Genomic DNA, 24,239 nt, shown 5'->3' with positions numbered 1-24,239 from the left:
GTGGAGAGTGTGAAAACAACTTGGGGCGAGCGAACATTCGATGGGCTGAATGCCCTCTTCTTGACGATTTTTGGATTGACGACGCTGTATCCGCTGCTGTATATCATCACGCTTTCGTTCAGCACACCGGCAGATGCGATGGCGATGAAATTTTACTGGTTTCCGCTGCATCCGACACTGATGTCGTACGAAAAGGTGCTGGCGCATCCTGATCTGGTATCGGCTTACGTCAACACGCTGATTCGGACCGGCGTCGGCATCGCGATTTCGCTGACCATGACGGCGATGATTGCGTATCCGTTGTCCCGGCGCACGTTTCCGCATCGGAAGCTGATCATGAAGCTGTTCGTCTTCAGCATGCTGTTCAGCGGCGGCACGATTCCGATGTTTTTGCTGGTGAAAAATCTTGGCTTGCTCAATACGCTGTGGGCGCTCGTACTGCCTGGTGCGGTATCAGCGTTTAATATGATTGTGATGCGCAACTTTTTTGAGGGAATTCCGGCTGAAATTATTGAGTCGGCGCGCATCGACGGCGCATCGGAAATGCGGGTACTGCTGCGCATCGTGCTGCCGCTGTCCGTGCCGGTGATGGCCGTCATGGCGCTCTGGGTCGGCGTCGCGCACTGGAATCATTGGTTCGATGCACTGATCTACACGCAGGACAATCGTTGGCAGGTGCTGCAGTTGTTCTTGCGCAGAACCGTCGTCGATGCGACCGTGTCGCTGACACCCGGCGAGGATATTAACCGGGTTCGCGAGGAATATACGCCGGAGTCGCTCAAAGCGGCTACCATCGTGGCTGTGACGCTGCCGATTCTATTTTTGTACCCATTCATTCAGCGGTATTTCGTCAAAGGCATCATGCTCGGTTCCGTCAAAGGTTAGGCGTGAGGTCTGACGTTGCGGAACTGACATGCCGATATATAACCATAACCATATCCATACAGGAGGTTACGAGATGTTTGCAAAAAGAGGGGTTAAAGGGTTAACAGTGCTAGCCGTCGTCTGCTCGTTGGCGCTTACGGCATGCTCGAACGGAAGCGGGACAGGGGCATCCACGGCTTCGCCAGGCGCGTCAACGGAGGCGCAAACCAAGCCGATGGAAATCAAATGGATGGTGCCTTCGGCGGACTTGACGCCTAATTCCCGAGCCGTTCAGGTATTGCAGGAGAAATTTAACGTCAAAATCAACTACTACTCGATTCCGCAGGCTGATTATGTGCAGAAGCAGCAAATTTTGCTCACGTCGGGCGACGTGCCTGATGTCATGTTCATTTTCGATCCGAATCAACTGTTTAAATACGCAAGCCAGGGGTTGATCGCTGAATTGCCGCTAAAAACCATCGAGCAAAGCGCACCCAAGACGAAGGCGGTGCTGGACAGCTTCGCCAAGCAGGGCTGGTATTATTCAAATCTGAACGGCAAAAATTACGGCTTGCCGACCACGTATTACACAGGTCAGTTCAACGCGAAGCAAGGCTGGAGGGTGGATCTGCTGAAGAAGGCGGGCGTGGATAAAATTCCGGAAACGATTGACGAGATGACAGCTGCGTTTGCCAAACTGAAGCAAATTGGTGTGTACGGCATGACGACCAACGGGAATTCGTACTACTTCCAATTCTGGTCCATATTCGGCGCTTACGGCGTCATGCCGACGCAGTGGATGCTGAAGGACGGCAAGGTGGTCAACGGCGCGGTTGTGCCGGAAGCGAAGGAAGCGCTGACGCTTCTCGCTGACTGGTACGCCAAGGGCTACATTGATCCGGAATTCGTCACAGGCAAAGATCTCGACAAGAAGCTGGTTGAAGGCAAGGTGGCTTATACGCACAGTACGTCTATGGCTGCGTTCGACGCCAGCAACCCACAATCGGCGCTTTCTTCCATGAAAAAAATTGCCCCGGATGCAGATTTCCAAGTGGCTCCGCTGCCGAAAGGGCCGCGCGGTCAGCAGGGCGGCTGGGCATGGGGAACGGCGGGCAGCGTTTTCGCCTTTGGCAAGCAGATGGAGCAGCAGCCGGAGAAGGTCAAGAAAGTGCTTGAAATTATGGAAGCGATGCGCAATGACGAGCAGGTGTTCCTGGATGCCGGCGTCGGTGTGAAAGGAACGCAGTGGGACTACAACACACCTTCCGACCCGCAGAGCGGCATCAAGTTCCTGCCTCCTTACGACGATGTCGCCAAGCTTGCGACCGAGGGGCTGAAAAATAACTTCGACACGCTGTTTGCTGGCGGTCCGGCTCCTGACATTTTTGCGAAGGCGCTTGGCAAATCGAGCGTTGAGCTGCTGGGCCGGTACAACAAGCCGGTGTGGGACATCTTTGGCAAATCCGACGTGCTGCCGTCATCGGGCAAATATTGGGCCGACCTGACGAAGCTGAAGCTGGATGCCTACGCCCAGATCGTGCGCGGCGACAAGCCTGTCTCGTATTTCGACGATTTCGTCAAGCAGTGGAACGACATGGGCGGCGCGCAGTTGGAGAAGGAAGCGAACGAGCTGTACAAATCCGTGCAAAGCGGTAAATAAGAGGCGGTTATAACGGCGGCGTGCGGCGGTGCGCCGCCGTTTGCGTTCCGCCGAAAGGGGCGGAGCGCGCTGCCTGAGAGCTAATGGGAGGATGACTGCGATGGCATGTAAGCCTATCTTAATTGAGGATCAACTACAGGTGACCGGATACGCATGGCCGCCCTCGCTGCTCGGCTTCGTCCGGCCGGATGAAGAAGCGGCGGCGGAATCGGTCTGGCTCGCAGACGCGGATGGGGATACCGTGCCGTTCCAATGGCGGCGAACGGATACGGAGGCGCGGTTATGTCTGGTTGCCGATCTGCCGACGGGAGCAGAACGAAGATTCGAATGGCGCAGTGGAGCGGCACCTGCGCCCGCGCCGGGAACGAAGTACGGCCGAGTGACGGTCGCGCGGGATAACGGGCGTGCGCAGGCGGATAACGGCCGATTGATCGTACAGTTCGCGGAGGGGAGGGTCGTGGGCGAAGAGTTATTCGAGGTGAGCATGGTCGGCTGTGCAGCGGAAGGCATCGCTCGCATGGATGGCGGCGGCCGCAAGCTGCTTACCGCCGAAGGGACGGTAACGGCGGAGGGACCGGTATTTGCGGAATGCGAGTTTATATGCCGCTTCGAAGGTGGCGCAGAGTATCGCGCGACCGTAACGGTTGCCGCAGGTCTGGATTACATCGAGCTGCGCGAGCGGATGTCCGGCTTTGCCGCTGGCGAGCGCGCGATGCTTGCGATCGAGTGGCGTTCGTTTGCGCCGAAGCGGCGGTATACGAAGTCGCGCAGCGCGGAGCCTATCGACCGCTACTTGAATGGAAGCGGCGAGCTGCCGTTTCGGGTAAAGCCTTACGACAACGCGGTTTGCTGGCAGCAGGCGAAAGCAGCGTCTTTCGCCGACGATGCGGTTGCTGCCGCCGTATTTGTCAAGGACAGCGGCTTCTGGGACGACGGCGAGTACGCGTTATGGGGCTCGCCGCAGACGCTGGCGCTCCGCTTCCGTTGGTCGCGGCACCGCCGGGCACTCCGTTGGGAGTACCCGCTGGCTGCGGGGACTCGCTGTACGGCGATTGCCCTGTATCCAGCGCAGCGGGACTCGGCGGACGGATCGTACGTCGACGAGCTGTGGCTGTGGCACGAGCTCCTTTCGCTCGACAAGGTGAAAGATTGGACACTGGCGTGGGAAGAGCGGCAGTCGGACTATCCGCGCTTGTTCCGTGAAGAGCGGCTGCCGCAGCGGATGCATACCTGGTACGGCTACACCACGGCGAAGCCGACGCCGGGCGATATGGCCGCGATTGTCGACCGCTTGTCCTTTTGCCTGCATCAGCCGGGCGATTTGAGTCCGGTGGCCGCGCGTGAATTTTATGCCTGGGCGTCCACGTTCGATTTGGCGGCCCCGGCGATGACGCCAGACCAGTTCAACCGCTTGAAGGCCGCCTGGGCGTTTATGGCTTACGCGCACAATGAGGAATCCTTCATGCCGGTGGTGAAGATGCTCGCTGGACATCCGAACTTTCTCGTGGATGTGAGAAGCGTCCCTGCTTTAATGGCGGCGCTGTTTCCCGCACATCCCGACGCTCGTCGGTGGAAGGAAGATTTTGAGCGGTCGATGGCGCTGAATGTGAAATATCACGTCAGGCCCGACGTACCTTCCTGGGGGACCAGAGGAGGAAGACATACGGAAAATTTAGCGTGTTATACGCTCTATAACCTGAAAGCAATGCTGAGTCCGGTCATCGCGCTTCAACGGGTATGGGGCGAGCATACCGTCGCTTACCCGAATTATGCCAAGTGGTTGTCGTGGCTGCTCCATGCGCTGACGGCCCCGGTCGAAGGCGCGCGTCATGTACCTTCGCAAGGCGCGCACGCCGGCGGACACGTCGACGATTATGCGGCGCCGCTGACGCTGCGCTCAGCCGGATTCGGCTTGCGTGCCATCGAGCCGCTGCTGGCCGAGCATCTGCTGCATGTAAGTCCGGCAGATGCGCGGATTTATGCGGAGCGCGTGCCGAATACGGACATCTGGCGCGGCGCGGACGTTGCGCCATTCGACAGCAACACGGGCACGCGGCCTCCGCTCCGTTCGGCGGCTTACACCGGATACGGCTTCGTCCTGCGGGCTGACGTCGGCGCGCCGGCCGAAGCTTCGGTGCACTTGCAGCAGATCGATGAAGGACCGAATTACCGCTGGGGTCGCGCGGGGCAGGGCGGCTGCGGCGTTATTACCTACTTCGCGAATGGCAAACGGCTCAGCTTCAACCGCAAGGAGGATGTCGGCGATGACAATATGGGCGACGTTCAGGCTTGCTGCAACTTTGGCGTCTTGTACGGCCACGAGTTTCGCAGTGTCGGGCGCAGTGAGTTGACAGAACCGCTGCTCGACCTCGGCTTCGCCCAGTTCGCCCGCGTGCTGGCTGGGCCGTATGCCAGTCCGGCCTATCATTCGCGCAGTGTGTTGATGTCCGGGAGCGATTATATCATCGTTTACGATCAGGTCGGCGACATGCGGGTGAGAGGCAGGTTCTCCTGGTTCGTACATGAGCGCGATCCGTTCCCGACGATTTGCCAGCTGAAGCCGGGCGTATCCAGTTACGACGCTGCGCCCGGTATTCCGGCCGAGGTTGGGCCGGGCGCTTACCGCAACGTCAACGATGAGTCGAAGGGAAAACATTACGATGGGAACGGTCACTTCCTGACGCTCGTTTCTCCTCACGGCAAGGGCGATTACGGCTACTTGCTGGGCGTTCAGGCGACGGCGTACGGAGCTGTTGTGACGCTGAATGACCGACGCGACTTCGTGTTCCGCGACGAAGCCGCGATTGCGTTCGACGAAGGTGGTGTTTCATTCACCGGCCATGCCGGCCTTGTTCGCCAGTACAGCGCGGAAAAGGCGGAAGCGGCGCTGTTCGTCGGCTCGCGGATTGGTGCGGCCGGTGTTACTTTGGAGGTTGCTGGAGACGGTCCGGTCGACGAATCGACCGGTGAATTGCCGCCGGCGGGCTTTTCTTTTGCTCGGGGCGGCGCTTCGCTCACTGGCGGCTATGCCGATCGCGGCGGCGCGGTCGTGACGTTGACGCTGCCGGAAGCGCTGCTCGGGGCGGCGTACCGACTGTACGTCGATGGTTTATTGCTTGAACCGCTGGATTCAAGCGAGTGTTGCGTCACGTTCCGTCTGCCGGCTGGTCGCGGCCAATGGGAATGGACGGATCGTCTGCCGATCCCGGCTGCGGTTCAGGTAGCCGGCTACCGGGCTTCATCCGGTTCGGCTGAGCTGATCTGGGAGCCGACCGCAGGGGCGGAAAGCTACGAGATCGCTGTCAGCGACGATGGCGGCGCGACCTGGGCGGTCGCAGCGGCGGGTATCACCGGCGAGCCAATGGATACGGCGCTTCCTTTGCGCTGGCGGCTTGCCGGGACGAACGGCACGAAGCGCCATGTGCGGATACGGGCCGTCAACCGTGATCGGGTGGGGCCTTGGAGCGATGACTACCCCGTCTACTTGACCGGGGAACCTCCGGAACGGGCGGACGGGCTGCGGGTTGCACGTACGGGGCGCGGCTTCCGGGTGACGTGGGGCTGGCAGCTCGGGGCGACGGGCTATCGGTTGTACCGCCGGGAGCGAGGCGAGGGCAGCTTTGCGGTTGTGTATGAAGGCGAGCTGCCTGCGTACGCCGACGAGGCCGCCGATCCGGCGCGCGTCTACGAATACTGCGTCGCCGCCTGCAACGGCAACGGCGAGGGCCTCGCTTCGCCGCCTCGGGACACCGCGCCCGGCGGTCTGGCCGATTGGGACCCGCGGCCAGAGGAAGCGTTCCGCCGTTACACACGCAGCCACGAATACGGTTACAACGGGTTTGACCATTGGGCGAACGAAAGTAAGCCGGTGCTTTCGTACCCGGGAGATGAAAACACAAAATGAATACAGACTCCACGTACGAAAAGATCGTGTATAAAGAAGCGGATGGACGCAGGCTTCGACTGTTGATGTGCCGGCCGGAAGGATGGAACGCAGATGACGCAAGGCCAGCCATCGTCTGGATTCACGGCGGCGGTTGGCGGGGCGGACAGCCGGAGATCTTGCTGCGCCATTGCCGTCTGTTTGCGGCGCGGGGCGTGGTGACGTTCAGCGTCGAGTACCGGCTCATGCCGCACGAAGGGCATGATGCGGAGTCGGGCCAGGCGCCCAGCGTCGAGACGTGCATCGAAGATTGCCGCTCGGCGATGCGCTACATACGCCGCCATGCGGCGCAGTTCGGCATTGATCCGCAGCGTATCGCGGTTGTCGGCGACTCCGCCGGCGGCCATCTGGCGGTCAGCCTCGCGACCATCAACGGCTATGATGCTCCCGGTGAAGACACATCCATATCGGCTATGGCGAACGCCGTTGTTAACTGCAACGCCATCGTCGACTTCACGGGCCGTTGGAAAGCTATGGTGCCTGCTGTCGATGCGAAGGAGGCTGGCGGTGATCCGGTGCGAGCCTGGCTTATGTGCCATGAGCACGCGAAGGCGCTGTCTCCGCTGAATCACGTGCGCGCGGGTCAGCCGCCGATGCTGATCATGCACGGCTTGCTGGATGTAACCGTCGTACCGGAGGAAGCGGTACGCTTCTACGAAGCGTACACGGAGGCGGGCAACGAAGCGGAGCTCGTGCTGTATCCGCATCTTTCTCACGCGTTCGTCCTGTTCGATTACAAGACGGAAGAGCAGGAAGTGTTGAAAGTTATCCAACGCATCGCCCAATTTTTAACACGCTATGATTATTTACCGGCGCCGGCTCAGTAATGAACAGGGACTCCCCTTAAACCTCCATACAAGGTTCGAAATATTTGGTGTATTAAACCAAAAAATTGGAGGTTATGAATTTTGGATATACCCGCTCCGTTTAATTTCAATTTAGATTATGAGACTAGAGACAAGCTTTTAAAGCTAGAAGTTGACTGGGAAGACAAAATGAATAGGGTGATTAAGTTTGAACCATGCCAAGTTGATATACTTGAAAGCTTAGTCAATCAAAAGTTCATTAATCCGCAGGATAGGCAGAACAATTCTCCTACTGTGAAAGAGATACTTGAATTCATGAGGAAACATCCTGCCCTGTTTGTTTATGGATATGCAGTATCGCCAAAGCGCAGAGATTTTCGAATTTCATTAGAAGGATTGGCCGTAAATCAGGAAGATGTAACCGATGAATTAAAAGAAGCATTTTTAGATTTTTGCAAAGGTGCAACTGAGATCCATACTGAAGGTGTAAATGGTCTGTTAAGTTGGTGGGCCTAAGAAATTTAAGGTGAGTTTCGGCCAGAGCACGGGAATGAGGAACTGAGACAGCTTTAGGATGGAACATCAAGCCTGCAAAAGAGCAGGAATTTTCTTCATTCCTTCCTGGTTCGATATAATACCTGCAGTAAAGCAGGAATTTCCGATAAAACTCCCTTTTTGAGCGGGTTCGGCTTAGAAAAAACTGCTTTATCGCAGGCATTTTGTGAAAACTGCCATTTTTGTAAAAGAAGCCTGCCTTTTCGCAGGAATGTCCCTCTTCTCTTCTTTGCAAGTACCTAAGCAGTAACGATAAGCCAGCAAACCTTTGCGTTTGCTGGCCTCTTGTACGTCATACCATTTATATCACCCAACACACAATACACTTTTCTTACGAATAAGCGAAATGACAGAAGTGACCAATCTCATGGATATTTGATCATATTCCGGAAAAATGAATATTGTATCCGGCCCAAGCTTTATTAATAGTTAAGACTAGACGGTGCCAGGAGGGACCGATTAATAATAAAAAATGAGGTGATGATCTTGAATTTTCGAAAGAAAAGAGGGATTCACAAGTTTCTTGTCATCTGTATGTTGTTAGGAGGGCTGAATTTATTTTCAGGTAAATCTGCCGCGGCTTTTTCTGTAAGCGATTACACTAATTTTCGCACCATCTGGGCGAATCAATTGACAGGGGGTTCTTTTAACGGAAGTGATCCGGATATCTCTGCCAGAGTGCAGGAAATTAACAACAGCGCAGTCTCTTCCTATAACTTGCTTACCAAAGATCCGAACACAGATCCCTACAATACGGACACCCGAGCTTGTTTATGGACGAATTACTGCAGCAACCAGTCGCCAGGCAACATCACGGTAAATTACAGCCAGATCAAAAACATGGCAATGGGGTATGTGACACCGGGAACAACGATGTATAAAGGTAACAATAATGTGACTAGCCAGGATTATAAGGTACAGATTATGTCAGCGCTCAACTGGTTGAAGCAAAATTGGTACGCCCGAGGCGACGGAACCACCAATGGAACCACAGGTGCAACACGGTATCGTACAGGTTGGTGGGCAGACTGCAATTCTACATCGTGCACGAATTTTTATGACTGGGAGATCGGCACCCCCCTCTTATATGCGGATACCTTGACGCTCATGTACAGCGATCTTAGTTCAACGACAATCGCCAACTATACGGCTGATATTTTTTACTACTGTAATTCGATTACACAGCCTCCGGGCGATACAACCTATAATTATTCCGGGGCCAATCTGGTCTGGCGGGCACAGGTATGGGCAGTTGCCGGCGCGGTGGAGGCAAATTCGGCCAACGATCATCGAATGGTGACAGCAAGAGATAGTTTAAGCGAGATTTTTCCCTATGTCACGGGGGCGAAAGTATACGATACAAGCGGAAAACTGACGCAGGACAATGAAGGCTTTTATACAGATGGCTCGTTTATTGCGCATACCGGCCATCCCTATAATGGGGGATATGGGGTTTCATTAGCTGGCACCATAGCGAATTTGATGTATGGCTTAAGCACTTCGGTGTGGAAGGTTGTGGATCCTAGTCAGGCAAATGTGTATAAATGGATGTACGATTCTTATGAAGCTCTCGTTTATAAAGGCTCTATGCCTGCAATGACACGGGGGAGGGAAATCGCAAGGTTTTCAAGCAGCGATCATGATACGGCTTATCGCATCATTCGCGCGATGGCCAAATTGGCGCAATTTGCTCCTGAGGATCATTCGGCAAATTTCAAAAGCATGGTGAAAACGTGGGATGCCGATTACGCTTATGCGAACCGTTATTCAGGATCTACGATTGATATGATCAAGCTCCTTAAAGCGATCATTTCCGACTCGTCTATTCCTGTTCGACCGGATCCGATTGCTCAGCATACATTCGCAGGCATGGACCGGATCTTTCATCGGGGACCGGACTTTGGTTTCGGGGTATCGATGTACTCGAATCGAACGCTCAACTATGAAGCGGGTAACGGTGAAAACCTCCGGGGCTGGTATACCAATGCTGGCGCTACTTTTTTATACAATAACGACCTTGATCAGTATACTTCTGATTATTGGCCGACGATCAATAGTTACCGGATTCCGGGAACAACGGTCGAGACTCGCGCCAAGTTTACGAATCTGACTTCAGGAGCAGCCGACTACTACCAGAACGAGTCGAATAAGACGAGCGACCGAAGTTGGGTTGGCGGTTCGGATATCCTTGGCTTATACGGTGCCGCTGGTATGGATTTGCATAGTTATTGGCAGTCAAGTGCGGCTAATGAAAATTTAAGCGCAAAAAAATCATCGTTCATGTTTGAAGATGAAGTGGTAGCGTTAGGGGCAGGTATTACTCGCAGCGATACGAATACCGCAACCGGATGGGACGGACAACCGATTCGTGTGGAAACGATTGTAGATAACCGCAAATTGAACAGCGCGGGTAATAACACAATGACGGTAGGATCCCCTACGACTTCAGCCACAGCCTACACCGCGAACGGAACCAAAACACTCATCGGTACGAATCAATGGGTGCATTTGGCGGGAAACACCTCAAGCGGATCCGATATCGGATATGTTTTTCCAGGCGCTGCCACGGTGAGCACGTACAGGGAGACGCGTTCCGATGCGTGGTCAAGCATTAATCAAAATTCGTCGTTCAGCAACATAGCGACGAAAACGAATAACTTTTTAAACATTTTCTTCAATCATAACAGTGCGCCTTCAAATGCCTCTTACAGTTACATTTTGTTGCCTAATTACACAGTGTCTCAAGTCAGCGATTATGCGGCCAATCTTCCGTCTCATGTGACCATTGTGGAGAATTCAACAAGCGCACAAGCCGTTAAACAAAATATGCTCAACCTCGAGGGGATTAACTTCTGGTCTAATGGCACTTATACGGTAGACGGCGTTACGAGCAGTACTTCAGCCTCTGTCATGATCAAAGAATCTTCGCAAGATATCGAGCTTTCCGTTTCTGATCCTACGCAGCTGAACACAGCAGGCATTGACATTGAAGTTGCCGGCAGAGGCGGGGCAGCGGAGTTAGTGGAGGGGGACCCGGAAATTACGGTGACCCAGTGGAGCCCAACGATTAAATTCCAGGTTGCAACAAACGCCAGTTCGCAAGGAAAATCGTATCATGTGAAATTTCTGAAAAGCCCGGTCATCAATCCAGGTTTTGAGATGGGCTCTACAGGCTGGACGACGTTACCAGCGCAATTCTCCGTCGTTTCAAACGCTGCTGACAGTAATAGCGGCACCCATGCACTGCAGATGGTTAATGCCGGAACAGGAAGCTATGCCAATATCAATCAGACGGTTGCCGTGCTGCCAAACACCAACTATACGTTCAGCATTTACGCGAAAGGGCCCAGCAATGGTTTGATCTACAAAGTGACGGATACCAGCAACAATGCGCTTCCCGGTACGGGAGCCAGTCGGGTCAATGGAAGTTCAACTTATGGCAAATATAATTTGAACTTCAATTCCGGAAACAATACCAGTGTTAAACTATTCCTTAGCGATGGCGGAACCAGCGGGGCGGGAACGTATTACGTCGACGATGTGACCTTAACGCAAGCGGATTTAGCGGTCAATTCGGGGTTGGAATCGGGAGATGGAACCGGATGGGCGCTGGGGACCGGATTTACCGTTAGCAGCGCAGACAAGTATAGCGGCAGCTATTCCTTAAAGTTTCCAGGGACAGGAGGATGGGGCTTTAGTAAACAGACATTGAATGTATCGCCGGGAACCGATTATACGGTATCGTTCTATGCCAAAACAAATACAGCCAATTCCGTCGTTTCCAAAGTTCTTGATGGGAATGGGAGCCCGATCAGCGGCGCGTCTCAGGTCTATGTGCTGCCGGGCACTTCATGGGCTCATTATAGCTATAACTTCAACAGCGGCTCTAACCGTAAGATTTCCATCTATTTTGGTGAAGGAATTGCGGGTACTTCCTATGTCGATGATGTCACATTGCTCCCTAATTTGATTCGCTCCCCTGACTTCGAGGCCGGAAATGGCACTGGCGAAAGCTGGCTTATCGGCACCTCCGGCGGGTTTGCGATTTCATCCACAGATAGCTATCATGGCAGCTATGCTTTGAAAATAATGGGAAATGGCGGCTATGATAATACGAAGCAAGATTTTCATGTTAGCCGAAATGAAACGTATACGTTAACGATTTATGGAAAGTGCAGTGCTTCGTGCACGAAGGGCTTTGCTTACAAAATCCTCGATCCATCCGACAATTCGGTTATCGGTACAGCGCAAGTCAGCGGCACAAGTACTTCATGGACGCCATATACGTTAACTTTTAACCCGGGCAATCGAGATGTGGTTCGATTATATCTAGGCGTGAATGCGATACCTGCCGGACAGACCTTCTACATCGACGGAATCAGCTTACAGTAGCCTTATGCGTTATGCCGAGGGGATATTTCAATAGTTCAACTGGAACTAGACGAATATTCCCTTTTTGTGTAGAGTGAAGAGTATTATCAGTGAACGTAACGAGCGTTTTCATAGGGTGAGGGCACTGAGAATACGGACATAGGGGATTGGAATGATGACAAAAAGATGGTTTAATCGCTTACTGCTGTCCTATATACCTGTATTGATCTTGGTTACTTTCGTTCTGTCTTTCGTATTCTTCTATATGGTGAATATTGTTTCTTCGAACCAAGCCAAGCAGGCGAATCGCGTGTTTACTGAACAAGTCCTGAGTACAGTTGATTTTACATTGAAGAAAGTCGAGCAGCTCGTTGTCAATGCGTTCAACAATGATGAAAGCGCTCACTTATTTTTCTATAATACACCGGAAGATCGATATAACTCGCAATTTATTCCTTCTAAAAAAATAGGAGAGCTGACCTCACTCATCCCTGAAATTGACTCCTTGTATTTATATAGGGCAACCGATCAGTCTGTGTTGATGAAGGATTCCCTGCTTCAAGCAAGCGATTCAACGGAGTATACGTTTATTCGCAAGTTGTTGCAGGAAGGCATCCCCTCGGAATGGGTTCCAGTCCGCTTATTCAAGTCATCCGATGATGCGCCTGTTAATTCCGTTGTTTCTTTGGTCAGGGGTGTTCCGCTGCTGACGGGTGAGAAAGGGTTCGTCGTTGTGAACATCAATGTGAAGACGATTGCCAATTTGGTTCGGGATATGTCGGCTTCTAAATTCAATTATGTGGATATCCGAGACCAAGCGGGGAATCAAGTCGTCAAGGAAAGCGGGATCGAGCACACAACGACGTTGACAACGTTGGTCTCAAGCTATTCGGGTTGGCAGATTGAGAGCGGGCTGCACGACGGCGGTACGTTTAAGCTGTTTGCAACGATCCCGATGATTTGGCTGGTGATCATTCTTCTGGCGGTTCTGTTAGGTATTGCATGGATTGTGTTTGTGACCAGGCACAATTATAAGCCATTGAAGGCGATCATGGATAAGCTGGAGGGCTCCTCCTCGTCGAAGAGCAAGTTATTTCAAGGTGCTGAAGGCCAGGATGAATTGCAACTGCTGGATAAGGCAATTACGAGTTTAATCGAGCAGTCCAATGCCTACCAACAGCAGCAAGAGCAAGAGGCGGCATATCGCCGTCAGCGTTTCATCCATGATTTATTAACCGGCAATCGGATGTTCTCTGATGGTGATTGGAGATTGGAGGCAGGCCTTTTGGATGGTCCGGATGCGTATGACTACTGGCAAACACTAGCCATCGGAATCGATGGGTACGCGGAGTTTGCGAAGTTATATGATTATCGAGATCAAGTGTTATTAAAGTTCGTCGTTCATAATGCACTGCAAGAGATCGCTGATAAGCAGGGGTGTCGAATCTGGATGACGTGGATGGATGCAACGCGTCTTGGAGCGGCCGTACAAGTGCTGCCCGTTACGCAGGAAGGAACGAGAGCTGCTGCCCGCATAGCTGAAGAACTTAACGAATGGGTTCGTAATCATTTGAAATTTACGATTTCCATTGGGATTGGCAGTGGTGTTACGGATGTGAGCGAAGTCTCGTTATCTTATGAAGAGGCGGTCAATGCGCTTGATTATAAATTAGTGCTGGGCGCGGACCAGGTCATTTCCTCCAGTGAAGTGAGGGTGAACAGCCAGGCGGCTTACAGTCACTACCATGAAATTCGAATCATTGCGAGTCAATTCAAGCAAGGTAATACAGAGTGGAAGCCGCTGTTTCGCCGTTTGGCGGAGTCGATGAAGCAGGACTCTATGTCCCGACAAGAGTTACGGATGATGATCGATTACATGAACTATCAATGGCATGCGGTATTCCAGGAAATGCTGCCTGAATACCGGGAATACTGGGAAGAGATTGCTTTTCCTCAGCTGCAAGCAGAAACCGCGCAGCTGGAGATTGTCGATGTGACGATGAATCGTTATTATTATTGGATCGAGCGAACCGACGATCAACTGAAGGAATTGCGAGATCGGCGGAGCGAACATTCTACGGCACCTCGCATAAAGGCATATATTGACGCGCATTATGGGGACTCCAATATCTCTTTGAATCTGCTCAGCGAGCATTTTAATCTTAGCACGAAGTATGTGAGTCAATTGTTTAAAGATGAAATCGGTATTAAGTTTACCGAGTATTTGGCGGGTTTGCGGATCGAGCAAGCCAAAATTCTCTTAAAGGAATCCAATGCTTCGATTCAAGACATTGCCAAACGGGTTGGTTACGATAATACGTTATCCTTCATTCGTATGTTTAAAAAGCTTGAACAGATCACGCCTGGCGACTATCGCAAGTTAGGGAAGGACGAGTAAAGAGGAGCTGGAGGCAGCTGTTGTGTAAAAAAGGTTTAAAAGGCGATTCCGTATGAACGGATGCGCTTTTTGAACCTTTTTTGGCTTCATATACAATTTTCCGGGTCATAATCAAAAATCCACCTCATCCTTTCGAACCAGAATATCGTGCGTAAAGCTTGAAAATGAGCTCTTGTCTTGGGTAGGGTGCGCCCGTTTTAATAAGGGTACAACAGGCAACGCACAGAACGTAAACAAGGAGAGGATTGAATGGATAGCTTAGAACAGGCGATACCAGGAATCATGTCGTCTGGCGCACTGAGGGTGAAGAAGAGAAGGCGTCAGGATCGCTGGTTGTTCTTATTGTTTTTACCGGCATTGATCTACTTTGTAGTTTTCAAATACGTGCCGATGGGCGGACTGGTACTGGCTTTTAAAGATTACAACCTGCACGATGGCATTCTGCACAGCCGCTGGATCGGCATGGATAACTTTCAACTGCTTTTTAGAAATCCGGATATGCTGAAAGTCGTTCGTAACACGCTTGTCATCAGTATGCTGACCGTGGTCGTTGGATTTCCATTTCCGATTATCATTGCCATCCTGCTGAATGAAATGAGGGCGCAGCTGTTCAAACGCACAATTCAAACGTTTCTGTATTTGCCGCATTTTCTAAACTGGGTTATCGTCGGTTCATTCGTCGTCCTGCTGATGGCGCAGGAGCATGGCATGGTGAATAACCTCTTGGAGCGCTTGACGGGACATACGTATGCTTTCTTATACAAAGAAGGGTCCTGGCTGGCTGTATTTCTAGGCTCTCATATTTGGAAGGAAGCGGGATACGGTTCCATTATTTATTTGGCCGCCTTGAGCAGCATTGACACTAGCTTGTATGAATCTGCTTCTCTGGATGGTGCAAATAAGTGGCAGCAGATTTGGCACATTACGCTCCCTGGTATCATGCCGGTCATTGTTCTGATGATGATCTTGTCGCTGGAGCACGTCATGGATGTTGGGTTTGATGCGATTTATGTGCTAGGCAATGCGAGTGTTCGGGATATTGCGGACGTCATCAGCACTTGGAGCTACGCCATCGGCTTAGGCCAGGCGAAATATAGCTTGACGACTGCGCTTGGATTTTTCCAATCTCTCGTCGGATTGATTCTGGTATTATCGGCGAATACGATTGCACGCAAATTTAATCACGGGTTATGGTGAGGGGGGATCGCATGAAACAGTCATCTGGAGAGCGGATTTTTTACTCCGTCAATTATGCGGTAATGGGCCTCATCGGCTTTATCTGCGTACTCCCATTAATCTATCTGTTGGCCGTGTCCCTAAGCTCAGAGCAAGCCGTCGTTTCAGGCAAAGTAGGGCTGTGGCCGGTCGGGTTTAATTTTGATAATTATCGGCTCGTCATTGAAGGTTCTAACATTGGCAAGGCGTTCTGGAACAGCGTTGTGATTACAATCTTTGGCACCTGCTTGAATATGGGCTTTACCATTCTGGCTGCTTATCCGCTTGCCAAGAAAGCTTTCAAAGGCCGGCGATTCTATACGATGCTCATTCTGTTTACGATGCTGTTTAACGCAGGACTCATTCCCAACTACTTGCTGGTAAAAAATCTGGGGCTGGTGGATACGTATTGGGCACTTTGGCTGCCCTCGCTTATCAGCGTATACAACATGCTGGTTTTGAAAACGTTTTTCGAAACGCTTCCGGAAGAAATTGAAGAAGCGGCGAGAATCGATGGATCCAGCGAAGGAAGGCTTCTCCTTCAAATCATTCTGCCGCTCTCGATGCCGGTTCTGGCAGCACTGACTTTATTTTATGCCGTTGGGCATTGGAATTCATTCCTGAATGTGCTGCTCTATATCAACTCTAGCGATAAGAAGAACATGGCAGTTATGGTGCAAGAGATGATTACCAATAGCTTTTCGCGTCAGATGGACCAGGTGCAGCCAGATCAGGTACAGATGGTCACCCCTGAAGCGATTCGGGCTTCCAGTATTTTTATTATGATCGTCCCTATGCTGATCTTGTATCCGTTCTTGCAAAAGTATTTTGTCAAGGGGATTATGGTCGGTTCCATAAAAGGGTAACTAAAAAAAATTCAGGAGGGTTAACATGAAAAAGAAAAAGACATGGGTGTACGCAGGCTTGGTTACTACAGCTGCAGTAGGATTGGTTTTGACAGGCTGCGCGAAGGAGGAGAAAACGGCAGCACCTACGGACGGGGCTGCTCCGGCTGCAAGAGGCAAAGTATCTGTTACCGTCTACGATCGCGCTAAAATCCCTGCGGAGGAAGGCAATTTTGAGAAAAATCGCTGGACCGACTATATGAACAAAAACGGCCCTGTCGATCTTCAATTCGTTCCGATTCCACGGGACAAAACCGCCGATAAAATCAACGTGTTGTTCGCGTCGGGAAGTGCGCCGGATATAATTGTAGACTATAACGCACCCGACCGTTCCGCTTGGTATGAAAGCAAGCAGTTGCTGCCGCTAAACGACTATATTGATAAATACAGCACCGTCTACAAGCAGCAGCTTGAGAAATATCCGGTCTTGAAAAAGCTGGGTACCCGGGCAGACGGGAAATTGTACGACATCGGCGCCGTGCGTCAAGGCGACATCAACTGGATGCTGTGGGTGCGGACGGATTGGCTGAAGAAGTTGAATCTGGAAGTGCCGAAGACATCCGAAGATATGCTGAAAGTAGCGAAAGCTTTCGTCGAACAAGATCCGGACGGAAACGGCAAGAAAGATACGTATGGTTTGGCGCTTGGCGGGTATTTGAACTGGAAAGTGGCTGACTATATGTTCGGCGTACCGTTTAACACGAACTATCAGGATCAGAACAACGCTTTCTCTGTCTCCTGGAAAAACATGCAAGCAGCCACAGCCTATAAGAAGCAAATGTTCGATATGGGCCTCATCGATAAGGATTTCTTAACCGACCAGAACGGAGACAAAGCGAAACGCGATTTTATTAATGGTAAGCTCGGATTTTATATGACACAGCGCAGCGAGGCGCAGGCGGTATTCGAATCGCTGAGAAAGAATGACCCGAATGCCCAAGTGATCCCGATTGCGCTTCCGAGCACGCCGAACGGTCAATTCAGCCCGGCGATCAATACGCCGTTTACGATGGCTGGTGTTGTGAATGTGAAGGCGAAAGATCCGAAGGCGGTAATTCAATACATTGACTTCTTGAACACAGAGAAAACGGTGAAGACGCTTCGTTGGGGAATCGAAGGCGAGCATTATAAGCCGAATGCGAATGGCTGCCCGGTTCCGACAGATGCTGCGAAAAACACGCAAGAACGCAGCTGGAATGCCGATTACTCCATTCTCGTCAGCGAAGAATCCATGATGAAGTGTGACCCGGTATTAGATTTGCTCGATGTCAACAACGCGACACAGATGGATTACAAGAAGGTAGTGGAAGCAGCGCGGAAAATCTACCTGAACCCGAGCAACCCGATGCCGGGCTCTGTGATCGATCTCAGCCTGCCATCCTTGCCTTCTGAGCTGAATACCATACTCTCAAGTGTGAACTTTGACGATGAGTTGAAAAAGTCCGTCGTGACAGGCAACTATTCCGCAGACAGTGTAATCACGAACATTCAGGATACATGGAAAAAAGCGGGCGGCGACAAGGTAGATGAATTCTACAACAACTGGTATAAGCAAAATAAAACGAATGCGGTCTCCATTAAAGATGTCTACGACCTCTTGGTGGAGCAGCAGAAGCAAGCAGGTAAATAAGGAAAACAGAGCGGATCATTGTCTGACAGGCAGTGATCCGCGTTTGACTACGATGTAAAGTACTCCCCTAACAAACAGGAGGGAATTGAATGAGAAGCAAGCCCGCAAGTTCTGTGTTGCTCATCATTTGTTTATTCGTTCAGCTAGCTGGAATAACGACATGGAGCAGCCCTACGGCTCACGCCAGCTCGGGCTCTGAGCTGGTTTCCATTCGTCTGGACTCGAATGCCTATACGCTGTCAGGGAACAAGACGCATGCTACCGTCGTTACCGCCCAGTACGCCGACGGCAGTGAAGCCAATGTGACTGCGCATTCCAGCTTCTACACGTCTCGTCCGACAGTGGCGACGGTGAACAGCGCAGGCGTCGTGACCGCAGCGGCTTATGCTGGAAACGCTTACGTAACGGCGTTATATCAGGGTATGACGGCAAGTGCTGTGGTGACCGTCAATTCGCTCGTCAATCCTGGTTTTGAAGAGGATGCAGCCGGATGGAGTGTAGGCTCAGCCTCTGCGATCGTTACAGAAGAGAAATACACAGGGAGCAAATCATTAAGACTTACTTCACAAGCCAGTTTCGGCAATTCCAAGAAAGTGAATATTCCCGTGCTGCCGAATACAACCTACAAGCTCAGCTTCTACGCCAAGAGCGGCGGCGGGTTTCGTGTCTATGCAAGGAATGATGCGGCAGCAGTGGAACTTAGCAACAGCCGTGTACAGACAGCCAACAACGCCAGCCCGACTTGGCAAGCGTACACGAGCGGGACGTTCAACTCAGGCGTCTATACGACCATCACGATTTATCTATCGGATACGACCGCAGCGATAGCGGGGAGCTATCATTATATCGATGATATCCAACTGATCGAGGTCCCAACTGCGCAGCCGGTGATAAGCTCTATTGCGTTCGCTGAGCCGGCATATTCCGTAAACAGCGGTTCCCAGACGGCAGCGGTTGCCCACGCCGTGCTTGCAGATGAATCGTCTATGGCGCTTCCGGCCGATGCGGTTTACGTGTCATCCGATCCGAACATCGCCTCCATCGATGCGAGTACGGGACAATTGACAGGCGTGGACATCGGTACCGCCCTCATCACGGTTATTTATCAAGGAAAGTCGGCAACGGTGCCGGTAACCGTCAGCAAACGACTGGATCATATTCAATTCAGTCCGAATCAGCTTTACATGACGGCTGGTACAAGCAATCAGACGGTGCTGCAGGCCGTGTATGAGGGGGGAACGACGGAAGTGATTACGGGCGGCGCTTCTTTCAGCTCATCCGCGCCTCAGGTTGCTGCCGTCGAGGCGCAGACTGGAGGGATAAGTGCCTTGCAAGCAGGCAGCGCAACGATTACAGCTACTTATCAAGGTCAAGTCGCGCAGACGACGGTCATGGTGGTGGAGCCAGCGCAAGTCCAAGCTATTCAGGTCAGTGAAGCGCCCGGCTTCCAGATCGAACTGCATCAAACTCGCGATCTGTCTGTCACGGCAGTTTTCCAGGATGCCACGGTCCATGATGTAACGTATACGGCTGCCTACATTTCCGATCAACCCGGTGTTGCCACGGTGAACACGCGAGGCCAATTAACGGCGATTTCAGAGGGGGCGGCACAGATTCAAATTCAATTTGCGGGCCAAACAGTCAGCTTGCAAGTGCAAGTGACGGATGCGTATCGTCTGATGCGAGAGAAATGGAAAGCGCAGCTGATCGGCGGCGAAACACTGGATCTGAATGATACGGATGTGGCAGCGGCCTTGACAAAGTTAACGAACTCGGCGCAAACGCTCTGGAGCTCGATGCTTAAAGCGCCGACGCGTACGTCGATTTGGAGCGATTTAAGCACGCCAAATTCAACGTCGCTCGTTACCAGCTATGCCAGACTGCGGACGATGTCGATCGCCTACGCAACCGCAGGCAGCAGTCTGTATCAGAATGAGACGCTTGCACAGGACATTGTAAGTGCGATGGATTGGTTATATACGAACTGGTTCAATGAGTCCTCGACACTGGAGGGGTACAATAACGAATTCTATAACTTCCAAATTGCCACCCCGATGCAAGTGACGGATATCACAACACTGCTGTATGACGAGCTGACCCCTCAGCAACGGAAGCATTATATGGATGCCGTTGCCAACGCTTGTCCCACGCCTGCCAATGGCGTAGGGTATACCGATGAGGGAGCCAACCGGGTGTGGCGGGCAACCTCAGTTGCCGTACGAGGCATGATTACGCAAGATAGTGCCTTACTCCTGTTGGCCAAAGAAGCACTTGAGGATGTGCTGCAATATGTAACTTATAGCGATGGCTTCTACGCTGACGGTTCTTTTATTGCCCATGTGGCTCACCCGTATACGGGTGGATACGGCAAGTCGCTGCTGTCCAGCTTAAGCGACCTGGTGTATGTATTCGATCAGTCCCAATGGGACTTAAATCCGAATGCCAAACAGTTCCTGTTTCAAACGGTGTCTGACAGCTTCGACCCGTTTATGTATAAAGGCGCAGTGATGGATATGGTGAGAGGCCGCGAAATATCTCGGCCGCAGAAGACCGATTTGAACGCAGGTCATGACATTATCGCAGCGATTCTCAAATTGAGCAGATTTGCTCCTCAGGCTGAAGCCTACAAGCGTATGGTGAAAGGTTGGATTCAAGGAGAAGCGGAAGCACAGAGCTTGTATAAAGATTTACCGCTTAATGTGATTTCGTTAGCCAAGAATGTCATGCAGAATCCTGCCATCGAACCGCGGGAAACAGCAGCCATCCATCGCAATTATGCCAGCATGGACAGGGTCGTCCATACAGGAACTGACTATGCTTTCGGGCTCGCCATGGATTCAAGCCGAATTCTGAACTACGAGCAAGGCAATGATGAGAACAACACCGGCTGGTATGCAGGAGAAGGGACAACGTATTTTTATAACGGCGATGCCAGTCCCTATACGGATGGCTTCTGGCCGACTGTGAATCCGTATCGCATGCCAGGCACGACGGTAGATACACGTGTACGCCCGGAGAATCAGTCGGAAGCGAATAAGCTGACCCCGAATAACTGGGTTGGCGGAACGGAGCTCGACAATCAATTCGGCGCAGCCGGCATGGATCTGAAAGCGTACAACTCGACACTTACGGCTAAAAAGTCCTGGTTTATGTTCGATGACGAAATCGTCGCACTTGGTGCAGGCATTCAATCCACCGATAATCGTCCCATCGAAACGATTGTAGACAACCGGATGTTGAATGCAGAAGGCAATCAGGCGCTAACGGTTAACGGCACGGTGAAGTCCTCCACCCTGGGGTGGCAGGAGGAAATGAATAACGTGAATTGGATTCATCTCGAAGGGACAGGAGGTTATTACTTCCCGCAATCCGCGACAGTTAACGGATTAAGAGAAGCAAGAACCGGTACATGGAACCGCTTGAACAAAATGTACGGAACAACAGAGCCCATTACGCGGAATTATGCGACACTGTGGCTTAATCATGGGGCTAACCCGGCAAATCAATCGTACGAATATGTATTTCTTCCGAACCAAACGGCAGCCCAAGTCGGACAATATGCCGTTAATCCAGACGTAGACATTCTAGTGAACAGTCCGACGGTGCAGGCTGTAAGAGAAAATAAGCTGCAAATCACCGCAGCTAATTTCTGGAGGGATGAAGTCCAGACAGCGGGAGGCATCACGGCATCAGGCCAATCTTCCGTCATGGTCCGGCAGATTGGAGATGAGCTTGAGATTGGCGTCTCCGATCCTACGCAAGCGCAGTCTGGCAGTCTCGAGATTGAGGTTGATCAAGGTGCGGCAGCGGTTCTGTCTTCGGATCCGAACGTTACCGTCACGCAAATTTATCCGACGATCAAAATGAAGGTATATGTGAACCAGGCGGCAGGAAAAACCATGAAGGCCAGATTGAAGCTGGGTGTTCCTGTGGAGACCGTTTCATCCCTCCAATTGGACAGTACCTCCTATGAGTTGGCCGTAGGGCAAACACATCAAACCGTTGTAACGGCTTTCTACAATAATCAATCGTTAGGACATGTAACGGACGGCGTACGCTACGTTTCTTCCAATCCCGCCATTGCTGCAGTTAGCGCTGACGGCTTAGTGACGGCGGTAAGCAGCGGGCTGGCGGAGATTACGGCAATTTACGAATGGAAGTCCGTGAAGGCTGTTGTCGTGATTCCCGGCCAACTCATCGATGAGCTGAGTTCGTTTAGTCAGTTGTACAAGAACGGAACCGATATGAAGATTGACACAGCCAATAGCGATAAGATGTACGGAGACACGGGGCGGCTCACCAGGAGAACTAGCACCGAGGAAGAGATTATGTATCGAATGCCACTGGAGATAACGTCTTATCAGATGACGAGCTATTATTGGCAAGGCGAGCCGACGGTCGATTTTAGCGTGTATGGCTCGGGGGATGGTGTCAGTTTTCAGCAGCTTCCGATGGAAAAGATCAACCTCGGACCGCAGCTTCCGGATAGCACCTACTGGAGTAAAATCGTCTATCAATCTTCCTCCATCCCAGCAGGAATGACGTATCTGAAGGTTGCTTTCCGCAACACGAGTGTCAACCCTTGGAATCCGCAAATTGGCAAAGTCGTTATTGATTTCGGCAGGAAAGTTGAAGGTGATGTGGTAGTTACGGCGCCTCCATCCGACAATTCGAATAGCAGCGACAATACAGGTACAGAGTCGTCGACGGTGACGCCGCCGAGTACATCTGCACCAGGGGCGCCAGCGAAGACGCTGGTGCTTGGTGCAGATGCCGTACAGGGGAAGGACGGGAACACCGTAGTCGTCCGAGTACCCGAGCACGTTGAAACTGTGGTGCTTCCGAGTGATGTTGCCAGTCAGTTGGGCGACCATACACTCCAACTGGATTTGCCGAGTTTGTCCATTGCCCTTCCCAAGGAAGTCTTAAGCGGTATTCAAGCGGCGGCGGGTACTCTTGGGAACGGAGCGCAAATTCAGATTTCGGTTGTTGCCCTTGCGAACAATTCGATAAGCAAGCTGGCCCCTCCTACCGGTGTCCAAGTGACAACAGCCAGCGAAGTGTATAACTTCGAGCTGCATATTGTTGCACCGAATGGCACGAAGACGGCGGTTCGGACGTTCAAAGCGCCGCTGGTGCTTACATTTAAGGTAGATCCGAAGGCAAATCCGGATTTGCTCGGCATTTACTATATGGCGGAAGACGGCAAGCTGGAATATATCGGCGGGAAGCTGAATGGCGAATCGATGACCGCCCAGGTGAGTCATTTCTCTTCCTACGGGGTACTGGCGTATAACAAAACGTTTGCCGATGTCGCCGCCGACTTCTGGGCGCATGCCGTGATTAAACAAATGGCGGCGAAGCATATTCTGGATGGCGTGGACAGCGCGAACTTTGATCCGCAGGGCCGCGTCACGCGCGCGCAATTTGCGGTGATGCTCGCCCGCGCACTGGGCTTGACGGAGGGAAGCAGCCCTGCGGGCTTCCAGGATGTGGCCGAAGCGGCATGGTACGCCGATGCCGTAGCGAAAGCAAGTGCAGCGGGCATCGTGTCCGGGCGCACCGCCATCGCCTTTGCGCCGGATGCTGACGTGACGCGCGAAGAGATGGCCGTAATGATCGTTCGCGCGTATGCCTACTTGCATGGCAAGAGCGCAGCTGCATCTGGCAAGATCGCCTTCGGCGATCAGAGCCAGATTCAAAGCTGGGCGCAGGAGGCGGTGGCCGCTGCGCAAGCTTTGGGCCTGATCAGCGGCCGCAGCAACGACCTATTCGCGCCGCAAGCCTCGATGAGCCGAGCGGAAAGCACGCAAGTGATCGCGAATCTTCTGAACTAGGTTGAAAGTTTGCGAATCGTAACACCGCTTTATCCCATAATCACCTTGCACCGGT

The 24,239-nt window shown here is 52.1% G+C and carries 11 protein-coding genes; all 11 read left to right on the top strand.

All coding sequences use genetic code 11. The features are described 5' to 3' along the window. The first annotated feature begins 9 nt into the window (after positions 1–9). The 11 genes from ABE504_RS13295 to ABE504_RS13245 all read left to right on the top strand — a co-directional run bounded on the left by ABE504_RS13295 (position 10) and on the right by ABE504_RS13245 (position 24,184). On the top strand, positions 10–885 hold the full coding sequence (locus ABE504_RS13295) for a carbohydrate ABC transporter permease (protein WP_430088996.1): 876 nt from the start codon (positions 10–12) through the stop codon (positions 883–885). Positions 886–958: 73 nt separating this feature from the next. Beyond that, on the top strand, positions 959–2,524 hold the full coding sequence (locus tag ABE504_RS13290) for an extracellular solute-binding protein (RefSeq protein WP_430088993.1): 1,566 nt from the start codon (positions 959–961) through the stop codon (positions 2,522–2,524). Positions 2,525–2,624: 100 nt separating this feature from the next. Beyond that, on the top strand, positions 2,625–6,428 hold the full coding sequence (locus tag ABE504_RS13285; protein WP_430088991.1) for a hypothetical protein: 3,804 nt from the start codon (positions 2,625–2,627) through the stop codon (positions 6,426–6,428). Beyond that, positions 6,425–7,294, top strand: coding sequence for an alpha/beta hydrolase (locus ABE504_RS13280; RefSeq protein WP_430088988.1), 870 nt, complete (start codon positions 6,425–6,427; stop codon positions 7,292–7,294). Before ABE504_RS13285 ends, ABE504_RS13280 begins: the two co-directional genes overlap by 4 nt. An 81-nt stretch (positions 7,295–7,375) precedes the next feature. Beyond that, positions 7,376–7,789 carry a hypothetical protein gene (locus ABE504_RS13275; RefSeq protein ID WP_430088985.1) on the top strand — a complete coding sequence of 138 codons (414 nt, stop codon included), beginning with the start codon at positions 7,376–7,378 and terminating at the stop codon, positions 7,787–7,789. Positions 7,790–8,314: 525 nt separating this feature from the next. Further along, entirely contained in the window at positions 8,315–12,220 is a 3,906-nt protein-coding gene (locus ABE504_RS13270; RefSeq protein ID WP_430088982.1) for a polysaccharide lyase family 8 super-sandwich domain-containing protein, read from the top strand. Positions 12,221–12,374: 154 nt separating this feature from the next. Then, positions 12,375–14,597 carry a helix-turn-helix domain-containing protein gene (locus ABE504_RS13265; RefSeq protein WP_430088979.1) on the top strand — a complete coding sequence of 741 codons (2,223 nt, stop codon included), beginning with the start codon at positions 12,375–12,377 and terminating at the stop codon, positions 14,595–14,597. A 249-nt stretch (positions 14,598–14,846) separates the two neighbouring features. After that, positions 14,847–15,794: an ABC transporter permease gene (locus ABE504_RS13260; protein ID WP_430088976.1), complete on the top strand. Its 948-nt coding sequence runs from the start codon at positions 14,847–14,849 to the stop codon at positions 15,792–15,794. A gap of 11 nt (positions 15,795–15,805) precedes the next feature. Then, complete coding sequence (locus tag ABE504_RS13255; protein ID WP_430088973.1) at positions 15,806–16,678, top strand: carbohydrate ABC transporter permease; 873 nt, start codon at positions 15,806–15,808, stop codon at positions 16,676–16,678. Between the two features lie 25 nt (positions 16,679–16,703). Beyond that, positions 16,704–18,347: an extracellular solute-binding protein gene (locus tag ABE504_RS13250; RefSeq protein WP_430088971.1), complete on the top strand. Its 1,644-nt coding sequence runs from the start codon at positions 16,704–16,706 to the stop codon at positions 18,345–18,347. An 89-nt stretch (positions 18,348–18,436) separates the two neighbouring features. Further along, on the top strand, positions 18,437–24,184 hold the full coding sequence (locus tag ABE504_RS13245) for a polysaccharide lyase family 8 super-sandwich domain-containing protein (protein ID WP_430088968.1): 5,748 nt from the start codon (positions 18,437–18,439) through the stop codon (positions 24,182–24,184). Positions 24,185–24,239: the final 55 nt, after the last annotated feature.

The organism is Paenibacillus oryzisoli (assembly GCF_050467285.1).
GTDB classification, from domain to species: domain Bacteria; phylum Bacillota; class Bacilli; order Paenibacillales; family NBRC-103111; genus Paenibacillus_E; species Paenibacillus_E oryzisoli_A.
Note: the sequence above shows the minus strand (reverse complement) of the source record. Positions and strands in the feature narration are given on the sequence as shown.

Coding starts and splice junctions, on each gene's coding strand:
- ABE504_RS13255 (WP_430088973.1), top strand. CDS start 15,806: ATGAAACAGTCATCTGGAGAGCGGATTTTTTACTCCGTCAATTATGCG.
- ABE504_RS13280 (WP_430088988.1), top strand. CDS start 6,425: ATGAATACAGACTCCACGTACGAAAAGATCGTGTATAAAGAAGCGGAT.
- ABE504_RS13260 (WP_430088976.1), top strand. CDS start 14,847: ATGGATAGCTTAGAACAGGCGATACCAGGAATCATGTCGTCTGGCGCA.
- ABE504_RS13250 (WP_430088971.1), top strand. CDS start 16,704: ATGAAAAAGAAAAAGACATGGGTGTACGCAGGCTTGGTTACTACAGCT.
- ABE504_RS13245 (WP_430088968.1), top strand. CDS start 18,437: ATGAGAAGCAAGCCCGCAAGTTCTGTGTTGCTCATCATTTGTTTATTC.
- ABE504_RS13285 (WP_430088991.1), top strand. CDS start 2,625: ATGGCATGTAAGCCTATCTTAATTGAGGATCAACTACAGGTGACCGGA.
- ABE504_RS13265 (WP_430088979.1), top strand. CDS start 12,375: ATGACAAAAAGATGGTTTAATCGCTTACTGCTGTCCTATATACCTGTA.
- ABE504_RS13290 (WP_430088993.1), top strand. CDS start 959: ATGTTTGCAAAAAGAGGGGTTAAAGGGTTAACAGTGCTAGCCGTCGTC.